15 protein-coding genes are annotated in these 13889 nt (G+C 60.9%); 7 read left to right on the forward strand and 8 right to left on the reverse strand.

The window, feature by feature from the left end; translation table 11 throughout:
* The first annotated feature begins 136 nt into the window (after positions 1-136).
* Genes glmU through Z945_RS0117160 form a run of 4 tightly spaced genes read left to right on the forward strand, consistent with a single transcriptional unit; the run spans position 137 to position 4567 of the window.
* Positions 137-1489 (forward strand): bifunctional UDP-N-acetylglucosamine diphosphorylase/glucosamine-1-phosphate N-acetyltransferase GlmU, encoded by a 1353-nt coding sequence (gene glmU / locus Z945_RS0117145; RefSeq protein WP_025053323.1) that lies wholly within the window; start codon positions 137-139, stop codon positions 1487-1489.
* A 2-nt stretch (positions 1490-1491) separates the two neighbouring features.
* Complete coding sequence (gene glmS, locus Z945_RS0117150; RefSeq protein ID WP_025053324.1) at positions 1492-3312, forward strand: glutamine--fructose-6-phosphate transaminase (isomerizing); 1821 nt, start codon at positions 1492-1494, stop codon at positions 3310-3312.
* Between the two features lie 21 nt (positions 3313-3333).
* Entirely contained in the window at positions 3334-3888 is a 555-nt protein-coding gene (locus tag Z945_RS0117155) for a pyridoxamine 5'-phosphate oxidase family protein (protein ID WP_025053325.1), read from the forward strand.
* Positions 3881-4567, forward strand: coding sequence for a DNA alkylation repair protein (locus tag Z945_RS0117160; RefSeq protein ID WP_025053326.1), 687 nt, complete (start codon positions 3881-3883; stop codon positions 4565-4567). The genes Z945_RS0117155 and Z945_RS0117160 overlap by 8 nt, the downstream gene beginning before the upstream one ends.
* Positions 4568-4577: 10 nt before the next feature.
* On the opposite strand, the gene Z945_RS0117165 is transcribed toward Z945_RS0117160, so the two are convergent.
* Together Z945_RS0117165 and Z945_RS20975 are read right to left on the reverse strand one after the other, a co-directional pair.
* On the reverse strand, positions 4578-5117 hold the full coding sequence (locus tag Z945_RS0117165; RefSeq protein ID WP_241434521.1) for a hypothetical protein: 540 nt from the start codon (positions 5115-5117) through the stop codon (positions 4578-4580).
* Positions 5118-5177: 60 nt separating this feature from the next.
* Positions 5178-5309: a hypothetical protein gene (locus Z945_RS20975; protein ID WP_277618921.1), complete on the reverse strand. Its 132-nt coding sequence runs from the start codon at positions 5307-5309 to the stop codon at positions 5178-5180.
* A gap of 106 nt (positions 5310-5415) precedes the next feature.
* Here Z945_RS20975 and moaA point away from each other — a divergent pair, with 106 nt between their 5' ends.
* The 3 genes from moaA to Z945_RS0117185 are packed head-to-tail and all read left to right on the forward strand — an operon-like array spanning position 5416 to position 8766.
* Positions 5416-6420: a GTP 3',8-cyclase MoaA gene (gene moaA / locus Z945_RS0117175; RefSeq protein WP_025053328.1), complete on the forward strand. Its 1005-nt coding sequence runs from the start codon at positions 5416-5418 to the stop codon at positions 6418-6420.
* Between the two features lie 10 nt (positions 6421-6430).
* Positions 6431-7714, forward strand: coding sequence for a 3-deoxy-D-manno-octulosonic acid transferase (locus Z945_RS0117180; RefSeq protein ID WP_025053329.1), 1284 nt, complete (start codon positions 6431-6433; stop codon positions 7712-7714).
* Positions 7711-8766, forward strand: coding sequence for a glycosyltransferase family 4 protein (locus tag Z945_RS0117185; protein WP_025053330.1), 1056 nt, complete (start codon positions 7711-7713; stop codon positions 8764-8766). The genes Z945_RS0117180 and Z945_RS0117185 overlap by 4 nt, the downstream gene beginning before the upstream one ends.
* On the opposite strand, the gene Z945_RS0117190 is transcribed toward Z945_RS0117185, so the two are convergent.
* From Z945_RS0117190 to Z945_RS0117220, 6 genes are all read right to left on the reverse strand, one after another.
* Complete coding sequence (locus Z945_RS0117190) at positions 8763-9926, reverse strand: M20 aminoacylase family protein (RefSeq protein ID WP_025053331.1); 1164 nt, start codon at positions 9924-9926, stop codon at positions 8763-8765. The genes Z945_RS0117185 and Z945_RS0117190 overlap by 4 nt on opposite strands.
* Before the next feature lie 221 nt (positions 9927-10147).
* Positions 10148-10744 carry a hypothetical protein gene (locus Z945_RS0117200; RefSeq protein ID WP_025053332.1) on the reverse strand — a complete coding sequence of 199 codons (597 nt, stop codon included), beginning with the start codon at positions 10742-10744 and terminating at the stop codon, positions 10148-10150.
* Positions 10745-10749: 5 nt separating this feature from the next.
* A complete protein-coding gene (locus Z945_RS0117205) occupies positions 10750-11274 on the reverse strand; it encodes an SMI1/KNR4 family protein (protein ID WP_025053333.1) in 525 nt (174 codons plus the stop codon).
* Between the two features lie 14 nt (positions 11275-11288).
* Positions 11289-12155 carry a hypothetical protein gene (locus Z945_RS0117210; RefSeq protein WP_025053334.1) on the reverse strand — a complete coding sequence of 289 codons (867 nt, stop codon included), beginning with the start codon at positions 12153-12155 and terminating at the stop codon, positions 11289-11291.
* On the reverse strand, positions 12148-12537 hold the full coding sequence (locus tag Z945_RS0117215) for a hypothetical protein (RefSeq protein ID WP_025053335.1): 390 nt from the start codon (positions 12535-12537) through the stop codon (positions 12148-12150). Before Z945_RS0117215 ends, Z945_RS0117210 begins: the two co-directional genes overlap by 8 nt.
* 172 nt (positions 12538-12709) lie before the next feature.
* A complete protein-coding gene (locus tag Z945_RS0117220) occupies positions 12710-13879 on the reverse strand; it encodes a M20 aminoacylase family protein (RefSeq protein WP_025053336.1) in 1170 nt (389 codons plus the stop codon).
* Positions 13880-13889: the final 10 nt, after the last annotated feature.

The raw sequence follows: 13889 nt of genomic DNA on the forward strand, positions 1-13889 counted from the left end.
CCGGTCTCCCCTGCCCTTATGCGCGGAACACCGCCCGCTGATGTTGCAACACGCAACCTAGTTTGATCCGGCCCAGTCTTGCGCCTTTGTGTTAACCGCGTAAAGAGGGGCCAACAAACGGTAGTACGAGCATCATATGAAAACCGCCCTGATCATCCTTGCCGCGGGCAAAGGCACACGGATGAATTCGGACCTGCCCAAGGTTCTTCACCCCATCGCAGGCGAGCCGATGTTGATCCACGCGCTGGAAGCGGGCGCATTGCTTGAGCCCGAACGCTCTGTCGTGGTGGCGGGCCATGGTGCCGATATGGTGCGGGATGCCACGCTGGCCTATGACATGGCCATCAAAGTGGTGGAGCAAAGCGAACAACTCGGCACCGCCCACGCCGTCGCCCAAGCCCGCGACGCCCTGAGTGGTTTTGACGGCACGGCGCTGGTCCTCTACGGCGACACGCCCTTTATCCGGCCCGAAACGCTTGAGGCAATGCAAACGGCGCTTTCGGCCAATGATGTGGTTGTTCTGGGGTTCGAGTCCGCAGATCCCGCCCGCTATGGTCGGTTGGTGATGGACGGTCAGCAGTTGGACCGCATCGTTGAATACAAAGACGCGTCAGACGACGAGCGCACAATCACGCTGTGCAATTCCGGCGTTGTCGCCTGCAACTCCGACCTGCTGTTCGATCTGATCGATGCGGTGGACAACAACAACGCTTCCGAAGAATACTATCTGACCGATATTGTGGGCCTTGCCCGCGCGCGCGGTCTTTCGGCCACCGCTGTCACCTGCGACGAGTGGGAGACGATGGGGATCAATTCACGCAGCGAGCTGGCCCGCGCCGAGGCCGAATTCCAGAGCCGCGCCCGCGCCGCCCTGTTGGAAGACGGCGTGACCCTGACTTCGCCTGAAACCGTGTTTCTGGCCCGCGATACGGTGATTGGCCGCGATACGCTGGTGGAACCCAACGTGGTCTTTGGCCCCGGCGTGACGGTGGAAAGCGGTGCGACGATCCGGGCCTTTTCCCATCTTGAGGGCTGTCATGTTTCACGCGGCAGCGTTATCGGCCCCTATGCCCGTCTGCGCCCCGGTGCCGAACTGGCAGAGCATGTGCGCATCGGCAATTTTGTCGAGGTCAAGAACGCCCAAATCGCCGAAGGGGCCAAGGTCAATCACCTGAGCTATATCGGCGATGCCACCATCGGTGCTGCGGCCAACATCGGCGCGGGCACGATCACCTGTAACTATGACGGCGTGATGAAGCACCAGACCCAGATCGGTGCTGGTGCCTTCATCGGGTCCAACACCATGCTGGTGGCCCCGGTGTCCGTGGGCGCAGGCGCGATGACCGGCAGCGGTTCTGTGATCACTTCCGATGTGGAGCCAGAGGCGCTGGCGCTGGCCCGCGCACCACAGGTCGAGAAACCGGGTATGGCGCGCAAAATGTTCGAAATGTTAAAGGCCAAAAAGGCCAAACAGCAGCGAGGCAGCTGAAAATGTGTGGTATTGTTGGTGTCTTGGGCGATCACGAAGTCGCCCCTATCCTTGTAGAAGCCCTGAAACGGCTGGAATACCGTGGCTATGACAGCGCCGGGATCGCCACAGTCAATGACGGCCAACTAGCACGCCGCCGCGCGGTGGGCAAGCTGGTGAACCTCTCCGATCTGCTGGTCCATGAACCACTGGCGGGCAAATCCGGCATCGGCCACACCCGCTGGGCGACCCATGGTGCGCCGACTGTGACCAACGCCCACCCGCATCAGGCGGGCAAGGTGGCGGTTGTGCACAACGGCATCATCGAAAACTTCCGCGAACTGCGGGCCGAACTGGCAACGGCGGGCGTGGAGTTTGTCACGGAGACCGACACGGAAACCGTCGCCCTGCTGACTCATCACTACATGAATGATGGCATGGACCCAGTTGCGGCGGCCAGAGAAACGCTCTCGCGGCTCGAGGGCGCTTTTGCGCTCGCCTTCCTGTTTGACGGACACGACGATCTGATGATTGCCGCCCGCAAGGGATCGCCGCTGGCCATCGGCTATGGCACCGGCGAGATGTTTGTGGGCAGTGACGCCATTGCGCTGTCGCCAATGACAGACCGTATCAGCTATCTGGAAGAAGGCGACATCGCCGTCATCACCCGCACCTCCGTCGAGGTGACGGACGCCAATGGCAGCATCGCCAACCGCGCCATTCGTCAAATTCAGGTGGATGCGACCCGCATCGACAAGGGCGGGCACAAGCATTTCATGGCCAAGGAAATCGCCGAACAGCCCGGTGTGATCGGTCAGGCATTGTCGCATTACCTGAGCGATAAGGGCGAGATCATCCTGCCCGATGGCGGCATGGATTTCAGCACCATTGACCGGATCACAATGGTCGCCTGCGGCACCGCGTCCTATGCCTGTCTGACTGCGAAATACTGGTTCGAACAGATCGCCCGCCTGCCCGTCGAGGTCGATGTGGCTTCCGAATTCCGCTATCGCGAACCGCCAATCCCGGCCCGCACCTTGGCCCTGTTCGTCAGCCAATCGGGCGAGACTGCCGATACGCTGGCCGCGCTGCGCTATTGCGATGGCAAGGCGCAGTCGATCCTTTCAGTGGTAAACGTGCCTGAATCCTCCATCGCCCGCGAAAGTGATCTGGCCTTGCCGATCTACGCCGGTGTCGAAGTTGGCGTGGCCTCCACCAAGGCATTCACCTGCCAGCTGACGGTCTTGTTCCTGCTGGTGCTGAAAGCCGCACGCGATCGCGGCGTGTTGGACGAGGAGGCGATCGCGGACCACATCAGCGCCCTGCGCGGGTTGCCTTCGGTCATCAACACGGCACTTGAAGCCAACAGCGCCATGCGGGACGCCGCTTACAAGCTTTCTACTGCACGCGATGTTCTGTTTCTTGGGCGCGGCCACATGTTCCCCCTCGCCCTTGAAGGTGCGCTGAAACTAAAAGAAATCAGCTACATACACGCTGAAGCTTATGCATCAGGCGAACTGAAACACGGCCCCATTGCACTGGTAGACGATGAAGTGCCTGTGGTGGTCTTTGCCCCCCGCGATGCGTTGTTCGACAAGACTGTCAGCAATATGCAAGAGGTCATGGCGCGCAAGGGCAAGGTCATTTTGATCTCGGACACCGAAGGTGTGGCGGAAGCAAGCCACGGCACTTGGGCCACCATCCAGATGCCAAAGATTGCCGATGCGTTAGGTCCGATCCTCTATGCCATCCCGGCACAATTGCTCGCCTATCATACCGCCGTCGCCAAAGGCACCGATGTGGATCAGCCGCGCAATCTTGCGAAATCTGTTACGGTAGAGTGATACGCCCGCGAAGGACCCCGAATGGCCAAGCAGTTTGAGCAGATCAACGACACTCACCGCCGCTTTATCGAAGCACAGCATATGTTTTTTGTTGGCACCGCTGCGGATACGGGCACCGTAAATGTCTCGCCCAAGGGCATGGACAGTCTGCGTGTCATAGGGCCAAACCGGATCATCTGGCGCAACCTGACAGGCTCGGGCAATGAAACCGCAGCCCATCTGGCGCGCATCAACCGCATGACGCTGATGTGGTGCGGGTTTGAAAGACAGCCTATGATCATGCGCGCCTATGGCACCGCCCGCACGCTCCATCCCCGCGATGCAGACTTTGAAGCGCTGAACGCGGATTTCCCCTCAAGCGATGGTGCCCGCCAAATCTATGATATGACGGTAGAAATGCTGCAGACCTCATGTGGATACGCGGTGCCTTTCTATGACCATCAAGGCCCGCGTGACGTGCTTGAGAAATGGGCAGAGGATAAGGGAGCGGAGGGGATCACCACTTATTGGAAAGAGCGTAATCAGACCACCATCGACGGGTTGCCAACGCATATCCTGGGCGATCCCGATGCATGAGGCCTATCTGGCCCAATTGTCCGATTGCGCGGACCCGGCCCGCGCCGTCGGGATGCGCAAGTACCACAAGGTGGACCGCGTCTATCTCGGCCTTGCCAATCCACAAATCGACGCGCTGACGAAAGAGTGGCGCAAAGAGTTGGATACCCCCGCCCGCGTCGCTCTCTCGGACGCGCTTTGGCGGACCAATATATACGAGGGACGTCTCGCTGCCGCCAAACTGCTGACCCAAGCCCGTATCCGGCCCGATGACAGCGCCGCCTGGGCGCTTATCGCGTCATGGACGCGCGATTTTGACAGTTGGGCGATTGCCGATCACGCTTGTATGGCGGGGCAAAAGCGATTGGTGGCTGACCCATCGCGGCTGGACGAGGTCGAGACATGGGTCGCTTCCGACCACCTCTGGACCCGCCGCGCCGCCTTGGTCAGTACTCTGCCATGGACCAAACAAAACCACCCCAAACCTGCAGAACTCGAGGCCCGCGCCCGCATACTCGGTTGGATCGAGACGATGGTGCCGGATCATCAATGGTTCATTCAAAAAGCCATCGGATGGTGGCTGCGTGAGTTATCGAAACACGATGCGCAGCCTGTGCGAGATTTTGTGGAGACACACGGAGAGGACATGCGCCCTTTTGCCGCGAAAGAGGCGCTGCGTTATCTGCGCAAGAAGACCTAGACCATGAGCCTCAGCCCTCTGACGTCACTTCAACCGGCGTCAAATCGGTCAGGGACGCCCCAATCAAACGCAAAGCCGCCAGCGACATGCGGCTACCTGCGGTGGCGGGCCCGTCCAGCGGAATCAAGGTGACCAGCGATGACTTGCCGTTCGCGGGGTTGGTCACACGGCCCTGCCCTTCGGCCTTGACCAGCGGTGTCTTCAACCACAATCCCGGCTCTGTCGGGCTGCCCAATGACACTACCGTACTGCCCAGCGCGTTGCTACGGGCCTCGGGTGCGGCCGGGGCTGCCGCAGCGGCGCGTTGTTCAGGCGTTGTCGTATCCAGCGCCTCGACCGTCCGCGCAGCGGGTACCGGCGGTGGTGCCGCAGTGGCCGGGGCCAGCACAGCGGTATGAACGGGCGCTTCCGCAGGGACAGTTGTCTGCGGTTGGGCTACCTCTGCCGATTGCTCGCGCTTGAAACCATCCGGCACGAACCGATCCATGCCCGCACAGCCAGACACCGTCCCCGCCAGGACGCACACCACCAAGACCCGTTTTATACTCACACTCATTACTCCGTTTGGTTTGGCCTGACTGATCAGCGCGACCGCTGCTTCACTCCGGCGCTATGTAGCCAATGGCACGCTCAGCGGCACGATCTCCGGCCCTGTATCCTCCGGCACCTCGGCAGGCGGTTCGGGTTCGGTACACCCGACCAATGCCGCCAACAAAACACCTGCAATCAAAAACGGTTTCATCAAATCTCTCCTTTTCCAATGGGACAACCCTATTCGGTGGCGGGCCTTGCATCAATCACCCAAATGCTGCTTGCCTGCATCTGGGCGGACCATTACCTATACTTGCATGAATGCACCTTTGATCGATCCTTTCGCCCGCGCCATTACCTATCTGCGCGTCTCTGTCACGGACCGTTGTGACTTCCGCTGTGTCTATTGCATGTCCGAAAACATGACCTTTTTGCCGAAAAAGGAACTGCTGACGCTGGAAGAACTGGACCGCATGTGTTCGACCTTTGTAGGCCTCGGCGTTCAAAAGCTGCGCATCACCGGCGGAGAGCCGCTTGTGCGGCGGGACATCATGACATTCTTCAACGGTATGACCCGGCATCTGGAGAGCGGTGCGCTCAAAGAGCTCACCCTGACCACCAATGGCAGCCAGTTGGAACGCTTTGCCGATCAACTGTATGCCGCAGGCGTGCGCCGCGTGAATATCTCGCTTGATACGCTTGATGAGGGCAAATTCGCCGAAATCACCCGCTGGGGCCGTCTGGCACAGGTGCTGCGCGGTGTGGATGCAGCGCAAAAGGCGGGCCTGCGGGTCAAGATCAATGCCGTGGCGCTCAAGGGGTTCAACGAGGAAGAGCTTCCGACGATCACCGCGTGGTGTGCAGAACGGGACATGGACCTGACCTGGATCGAAGTAATGCCGATGGGCGATCTGGGCAACGAGGACCGGCTGGGCCAGTACTGGTCGCTGAAAGACGTGCGCGCCCGCTATGCTGATCACTATACCGTCACCGATCTGGCCGAGCGGACGGGCGGCCCTGCCCGCTATGTGCGGCTTGAGGAAACAGGCCAGAAGATCGGCTTTATCACGCCTCTGTCCCATAACTTCTGCGAAAGCTGTAACCGCGTGCGGCTGACCTGCACCGGAGAACTGTATCTTTGTCTCGGCCAAGAGGACATGGCCGATCTGCGGGCCCCACTGCGGGCCTCCGATGACAACGGACCATTGGAAGAGGCCATTCGCGCCGCCATCAACCTTAAGCCCAAAGGCCATGATTTCGACTATTCCCGCCAGCGGCTGGACGGCCAGATGCCCCGCCACATGAGCCACACCGGCGGCTGAGCGGCCCCGCATGGCTGCCCCCCTTCTTTACCGCGCCTGGGTCGGTACCAGCATGCTGCTGGTGCCGTTTTTCGCCCGCAGCGAAGTCCGCAAATTGCGCCGGGCGGGCTTTACCGTGGTCAGGGCGCATGAAAAGCTTGGCCATGCGACAGAGCCACGCAAACCAAACGCGCCGCTGGTCTGGTTTCACGGCGCCTCGGTCGGCGAAAGCCTGTCGGTGCTAGCGCTGATCACCCGCATGGGCGAAGTGCTGCCCGACGCGCAGTTCCTGATCACCTCCGGCACGGCGACCTCTGCCAACCTGCTGGCCCGGCGCCTGCCGCCGCGCACGGTGCACCAGTTTGCCCCGCTGGACGCGCCGGGCCCGCTCAAGCGGTTTTTGAAACACTGGCACCCCGATGCAGCGATCTTTGTCGAAAGCGAGCTTTGGCCGCAGATGCTGCGCCGGACCCATGCCAGCGGGGCCAAGCTGGCGCTGGTTAATGCCCGCCTTTCCGAGCGCTCGCAAGCAGGATGGGCCAAGCGGCCTGCGCTATCGCGGCATGTGCTCGAGGTCTTCTCTTTGATCCTGACACAGAACGATGCGATGGCCAAATCCATGATTGCCATGCACGCCCCGCCAGACCGCGTGGCCCGTGGCATTAACCTCAAATCCATGTCCGCCCCCCTGCCGGTGGACGAAGACACCCTGTTCGAGGCCCGCGCATCGCTGGGTCACCGCCCCGTCTGGGTCGCGTCTTCGACCCATGAGGGCGAAGAAAAGACGGTGCTGGACGCGCATAAGATCCTACTGACATCGCACCCCGATCTGCACCTGATCCTTGCCCCCCGCCACCCTGAACGCGGGCAAGAGGTGATGAATCTGATTGCCGGTGCCAGCCTGAGCCTGACACGGCGCACGCGCGGCGATGTGCCGGGCGCGGAGGTGTTTCTGGCCGATACGATGGGCGAGTTGGGCACATGGTACGCGCTCACCGATGTTGTCTTTCTGGGCGGCTCCCTGCGGCCTATCGGCGGGCACAACCCGTTCGAGGTTGCGCAATCGGGTGCGGCTGTGCTCTCAGGCACCCATGTGACCAACTTCGCCGAAACCTACGCCGAAATGGAGGCCGCTGGGGCTGCTCGTCTGGTCGCCGACGCCGAAGACCTTGCCGAAAAGGTCGACGCGCTTTTGTCCGATAAGAATACCCGCGACAAGGCTCAGGCTGCCGCCCGCCGCTTCTCCCAAGACCAAAGCGACCGGCTGGGCAGCATCGCCGACCGCCTGGTCGCCGCATTGGAGCTAAAGCCATGAGCCGCGTTGATATCCGCAAGGTGCAGGTCATCGCGCCTAACTTCAAACGCCGTCTGTCGGGCGTGACCGCGACGGTGATGCGTCTGGTGCCTGTGCAGTCCCGCGAGATCACCATCGCCGCCACTGGTCCGGTGATCCCGCCCCATGTGCCCCAGATCCCGCTCGGCTCTCTGATCACCATGCCGCGCAACGGCCCCGATGGTCCTCGCGTCTGGCACGCCCGCCGCAACGTCGAGATGATTGGCGGCTTGGCCCTGAAATATCTGCTGGGCAAGCGGCTGAAACTGGTCTTCACCTCAGCCTCCCAGCGCAAGCAATCGGGCCTCACGCGCTGGCTTATCCGCCGCATGGACGCGGTGGTTGCCACATCGGAACGCACCAACGCCTATCTTGAAAACCCCGCGCAGGTGATCATGCATGGCATCGACACCGAAAGCTATGCCCCCGCCTCCGACCGTGCCGCCCTGCGCAGCCAACTGGGTTTGCCCGAAGGTCTGCTGATCGGTTGCTATGGCCGCATCCGCGCGCAAAAAGGCACCGACGCCTTTGTCGAGGCGCTGATCCCCGTGCTGCATGCCACGCCGCAAGCCTATGGGCTGGTCATGGGCCGCGCCACCGACCCGCACCGCGCCTATGAACAAAACCTCAAGGACCGCGCCGCCGCCGAAGGGCTGAGCGACCGCGTCCTGTTCCTGCCCGAAGTCCCGGTGGAGGATATGGCCGACTGGTACCGTGTGCTGGATCTTTATGTCGCGCCGCAGCGCTGGGAAGGTTTTGGCCTTACGCCGATCGAGGCGATGGCCTGCGGTGTGCCTGTGGTCGCCACCCGCGTTGGCGCATTCGAGGCGTTGGTGGTGGAAGACAAGACAGGCACGCTGGTTGATCCGGATGATATTCCGTTGCTGTCAGAGGCTGTCATGGCGGCCGTCACGACCCCCGACAGGCTGAACACATGGTCCGCCAACAGCCGCCCCCATATTCTTGCGCATTTCTCGATAGAGCGCGAAGCAACCTCACTCGTCGCGCTCTACCGCCGCTTGCTTGCCAACTAAGCCGCAGGCATCCTCTGCTCCACGATCCCGGCCCACCATGAACAGCCCGCCGGGATGGCTTCATCGTTGAAGTTATACATCGGGTGATGCACCGCAGCGCCGTCCCCGTTGCCGACCAGAATGTAGGCACCGGGACGTTCTTCGAGCATAAAGGCGAAATCCTCGCCACCCATCACCAGCGGTGCCTCGTCACACTGCCCCGAAATGCCACGCGCAACCTCGGCAGCGAATTCGGTCTGTTCATCATGATTGATCATCACCGGATAGTTGCGGGTGTAATCCACCGTGGCCTTCGCCCCGAAGGTCGCGGCGATGCCTTCGCAAATCTCGGTCACACGCTTTTCCGCCAAATCGCGCAGTTCATTGGACAGGGTCCGCACTGTTCCCATCAGGTTCACCCGCTGCGGGATTACGTTGAACGCCTTGGACGAGCTTTCGATTGAGGTGATCGAGACGACAATATTGCCAATCGGGTCCGCATTGCGGCTCACGATTGTTTGCAGCGCCGTGATGATGTGCGCGGTGACAACCATGGTATCAATGGTCTCCTGCGGTTTGGCGGCATGACCGCCCAAGCCTTCAACCTCGATCTTAAGCAAATCCGTCGCGGCAAAGAACGGGCCAGTACGGATGCCAAAAGATCCCGTCGGCATGCCGGGCCAGTTGTGCATGCCGTAGACTTCCTGGATGCCCCACCGCTCCATCATGCCATCGTCGCACATTTCCTTGCCGCCACCGCCGCCTTCTTCGGCGGGCTGGAAGATGACCACGCAGGTACCATCGAAATTGCGTGTCTCAGCCAGATATTGCGCGGCCCCCAGAAGCATCGCCGTATGCCCGTCATGCCCGCAGGCATGCATTGCGTCAGGCACTGTAGAGGCATAGGGCAGCCCCGTCTGTTCGGGGATCGGCAAGGCATCCATATCGGCCCGCAAGCCGATGACTTTGCCCGAGGCCTGCGTCTTGCCCTTGATCACGCCAACAACGCCCGTGCGCCCGATCCCTTCGACCACCTCGTCACAGCCGAAAGCGCGCAGCTTTTCGGCCACCGTGGCTGCGGTGCGGTGTGTCTCGAAAAGGATTTCGGGGTGCTGATGTAGATCCCGACGCCACGCGGTGATGTCATCATGAAGTTCAGCGAAACGGTTTTTGACCGGCATGGGGCTAATCCTTTTAGCGAAGATGATTTTAGTTGTCGTTAGCATCGGCGCGCAGGACCGTGAAGTCCGCAGCGTCAGGGCGCGTTGCCTTCTGGACGCCCAAGGCGACACAGGGAAACAGCGGCATTCGTCTGTTACATGGGTCTCTTAAGACCACCGCAAATCGGGATCGTCAATTCAGATCGCACGGGAGGTGCCGCGAAGTTGCGCGAGGCCAGAGCTCAGGGCAACGTGCAGGTGATGGCAAGGTCCTTGGGTCCGCGCAACAACGCGCTTTTGGCCGGGTTCAATTCGATCAGCCGAAGATCGTCATTTGGCATAAGCGCCACATCCGCCCTGAAACGCCCGGCAGAAACATGCTCTCTCATGCCGGCCCCGAACGCCTCAAGCGACTGGCGCAACCCATCGGTCAATGGCTCGCTCCGCGCCCCCCGCCAGACATAGGCATCCAGCTGCACGCGGTCAGGTGTGATCGACAGTTTGAACTCCGATACCTGCGAGAAATCTGTCCAGCGGAACAGGTAAAGCGCCAGCAGTGCGCCTTGTTCTGCAACCAGCCCCACAACGGCCCGTGCATTTGGGGTCAATGTCTCGATCAAACCTGGCAAATGCCCCATATCGCGCAGCAAGCCGCGTGGCAGGGCCTTCGGTCCCAGCTTGGCGAAAATCGGCGGATCAAGCACCGGAATAGCCGCAGGATCAAACGCAATCGCCAGGCCTTCGTCGGTCAGCTCATAGTCCAGATCGACGCGGCCCAAAAGCTCCGAGACCCCCAGCGCCCGCAGCGCCGGCGGCCATTCACGGTATTCCAGAAACAAGGCGCTCAGTCCTCCGGCGCGGGCTCTAGCCCGTTGATGAAATCATACATGTTCGGCGCGACCTGCCCCAAACGCGTGTTGTCTCCTTCTCCGAAAGGGTCATACGCCTCTTTCCAGAAGAAAATTCGGTCGTTCTGTCCGCCAAGCTCCAGCAAAATATAATCCTCTCCCGCGCTGCCAGCGATCGGCAACAGGAAGACGGGCCAAAAGGACGGACCCGCTTCGCCGGTCATATTGCGGTGCACGGTGATCGCACGGTCCACATCCATGACATACGCCACATCCCCGCGGTGCCGCTCTGTTCCCGCGGCACTGTCCACGGAATACCAGAACACGCTCTGAGCGGGCGGCAGGAAACTGACAAAACCGTGGTTGGTAATAAATTCAATGTAGGGTTCCGAAAGCGCCGTCTGAAGATCGGGCAGCGTTTCAGCGATATAGGCCCGCAGTTTATCAACGTCTTCCGGCGTGGCCTTGGGTTTGGGATAGACCGCCCATCCCTCGCGCATCTCGTCGGTGATCTCGAACATGGCTCGCCTCTCGTTTAGAATACGTCGTTGTTGATGATCGACTGGCCGCCGGAATGCGACGCGCCCTGCTGGCCCCGGTCATGAATGGTGCGTGGCACATAGCCGACCTGACCGTCCTCGAAATGGTGCAGGACCCAATCCGCAGGATCGGGCCGCGCCAGATCGGGGTTTTGCTGGTGCAAGCGGGTGGCATCGGTGCTGGCCGAACCCGAGACATCCCACAAATCATGCGTACCGTTATAGGTATTGCCCCTGAAATTCGGGAACCCGTCCTCATAATCTACGGATGTAACCGTGACCTGCTGCCCGTTTGCGTCCGTATAGGTCCGCGGGTTGTCAAAAGTGAAAGTCGCATTGCCGTCGGCGGGGGGCAGTCCGTCCGGCGTGTTCCAGGTCCCGTTGCTGCGTGCCATCTGCAATTGGCCAATCTTGCGGCAGATGCGGCTGTTGGGGTTCTGCCGACAGCGCAACATCGCTTCGCGCACCCGCTCCGCCGCGCGCCGCCGCGCTGCTGCCACCTGATCAAGACTGAACAGGCTTTCCAGATCGGCCCTGCGCATTGCCGCAAATTCATCCGCCCGCGTCAAAAGTGCCCGCATCATCCGCGCGGTTTCAGGCGCATAGCGCGATACTTTGGCTATTTTGCCCAGATCACCTACGTAAGGAATATACCCCAGAATAGACAGACCGGCCCCGACAAAATCCCCTTGAGCCAGCGAAAGCCCCGCGCCGATGGTGTCCGAAATCGGGGTTGGATCAAAGATGCCCGCGACATCCGCCGAGAAGGTCGCATAATCCAGCGGACTCAACTCGGCAGTGGCGCGTTGCCACATGTTCTGCTCAAGCGATTCCGAGAGCACGTCGTTAAACTCCTCAGCCATCCGTTACCTGCGTCCCTGCCTCGGCCAGCCAATAGGCGGAGCCGTCAAGCGCCTCGGCGGCATCCCAGATGTCGTCAAACGCGGGCGTGGCCAAGCGGTCGAACTTTTGCCGGTCGGTCATGGATTTGCTGCTGAGTACGGCGGCAATGTCCGGATGCGTGAAATACCCCGAGGAAATGCGCCATCGCAGATCAACAAAGAGCTTCAGGTGGCCCAAATCGGACAGCCCGAACCGGCTTCGGGCGATATGCAGGCTGTGGTCTATCAGCGAGCATAGATGACCCCGTGGATAAGCCCGAAGCACCAGTGGCTGCTCTGACGCCAGATGCGCTTCGATGTCCGCGATCAACCTGTCTTGCTGCGCCGCAACCGGTAAACCCATCTGTTCTTTAGAAAGCTTGAAACTCACTGTCGGATGTACCGGTCTGTTGATGTCTACTTTTGATAGAATTCGCATGGCGGGGTGTCAATGTCGGCTTCCCCGTCAGCACGGATCACCCCCCACCGACGTGGCCTAAGCGCGTTTTCGCCGCGTCTGTGGCCGGCGCAAAAACTCATTCCGCCGCCAATCTGTTATCCACCAGCTCAGCAAACCACGAGCACCCCGCAGGGATGGCATCGTCGTTGAAATCATACATCGGGTGGTGAACCGTTGCGCCCTCCTCTCCGTTGCCGATCATCATGTAATTGCCAGGCCGCGCGTTCAGCATATAGGAGAAGTCCTCACCCGCCATGATGGGCGGTGTATCGCGCCAGACCCCGGGGCTGACTTTCTCGGCCATATCGGCGGCGAAATCGGTTTGGGCGTTGTGGTTTACGGTCACGGGATAGCCGCGCTCGTAGTCGATCTCGGCGGTGCAATGATGCGCTGCTGCGGTATGGGTCACGATCTCGTGCAGGCGGGCTTCGGCCAGATCGCGCACGTTCTCATCCAGCGTGCGGACCGTGCCGCGCAGCTTGACGGTTTGTGGTAATACGTTGTGGCTATCGGTGTCCGACCGCACGGTACAAACCGAAACGACCGCCTGTTTTACGGGGTCCACATTCCGGCTAGCGATGCTTTGCAATGCGATCAGCACATGGGCGGCCCCCAGATTGGTATCAATCGCCTCGTGCGGGGCGGCGGCGTGACCGCCTTTGCCTTCGATGATAATATCGAACTGATCGGCAGCAGCCAGCAAGGCCCCCTTGCAGGTCGCGAACTGGCCCACCGGGTAGAAGGGCATGTTGTGCATGCCGTAGACCTCTTCGATGCTCCAGCGGTCCATGAGCCCGTCTTTGACCATCTCGTTGCCGCCGCCGCCGCCCTCTTCGGCGGGTTGGAAAATGAGCACGCAGCGCCCGTCAAAATTACGCGTCTCGGCCAGATATTGCGCAGCCCCCAGCAGCATGGCGGTATGGCCGTCGTGGCCGCAGGCGTGCATTTTACCGGGTGTTTTGCTGGCATAAGGCAGTCCCGTCGCTTCCATAATCGGCAGCGCATCCATATCGGCCCGCAGACCGATGGCGCGACCCGAGGTATTGCTGCGCCCTTCGATCACCGCGACAACGCCGGTCTGGCCAATGCCGGTGGTGATGTCGGTAATGCCAAAGCTGCGCAGCTTGTCTTCGACAAATTTCGCGGTCTCATGCACGTCGAATTGAAGCTCGGGGTGCTCATGCAGGTGCCGCCGCCATGCGGTGATCTCGGCGTGGGTCTCGGCAAAGCGGTTCTTGATCGGCATGTTGGCGGTC

The organism is Sulfitobacter noctilucae (genome assembly GCF_000622365.1).
GTDB classification, from domain to species: Bacteria; Pseudomonadota; Alphaproteobacteria; order Rhodobacterales; family Rhodobacteraceae; genus Sulfitobacter; species Sulfitobacter noctilucae.

Coding starts and splice junctions, on each gene's coding strand:
- glmU (WP_025053323.1), top strand. CDS start 137: ATGAAAACCGCCCTGATCATCCTTGCCGCGGGCAAAGGCACACGGATG.
- glmS (WP_025053324.1), top strand. CDS start 1,492: ATGTGTGGTATTGTTGGTGTCTTGGGCGATCACGAAGTCGCCCCTATC.
- Z945_RS0117155 (WP_025053325.1), top strand. CDS start 3,334: ATGGCCAAGCAGTTTGAGCAGATCAACGACACTCACCGCCGCTTTATC.
- Z945_RS0117160 (WP_025053326.1), top strand. CDS start 3,881: ATGCATGAGGCCTATCTGGCCCAATTGTCCGATTGCGCGGACCCGGCC.
- Z945_RS20975 (WP_277618921.1), bottom strand. CDS start 5,309: ATGAAACCGTTTTTGATTGCAGGTGTTTTGTTGGCGGCATTGGTCGGG.
- moaA (WP_025053328.1), top strand. CDS start 5,416: ATGAATGCACCTTTGATCGATCCTTTCGCCCGCGCCATTACCTATCTG.
- Z945_RS0117180 (WP_025053329.1), top strand. CDS start 6,431: ATGGCTGCCCCCCTTCTTTACCGCGCCTGGGTCGGTACCAGCATGCTG.
- Z945_RS0117185 (WP_025053330.1), top strand. CDS start 7,711: ATGAGCCGCGTTGATATCCGCAAGGTGCAGGTCATCGCGCCTAACTTC.
- Z945_RS0117190 (WP_025053331.1), bottom strand. CDS start 9,926: ATGCCGGTCAAAAACCGTTTCGCTGAACTTCATGATGACATCACCGCG.
- Z945_RS0117205 (WP_025053333.1), bottom strand. CDS start 11,274: ATGTTCGAGATCACCGACGAGATGCGCGAGGGATGGGCGGTCTATCCC.
- Z945_RS0117210 (WP_025053334.1), bottom strand. CDS start 12,155: ATGGCTGAGGAGTTTAACGACGTGCTCTCGGAATCGCTTGAGCAGAAC.
- Z945_RS0117215 (WP_025053335.1), bottom strand. CDS start 12,537: ATGGGTTTACCGGTTGCGGCGCAGCAAGACAGGTTGATCGCGGACATC.
- Z945_RS0117220 (WP_025053336.1), bottom strand. CDS start 13,879: ATGCCGATCAAGAACCGCTTTGCCGAGACCCACGCCGAGATCACCGCA.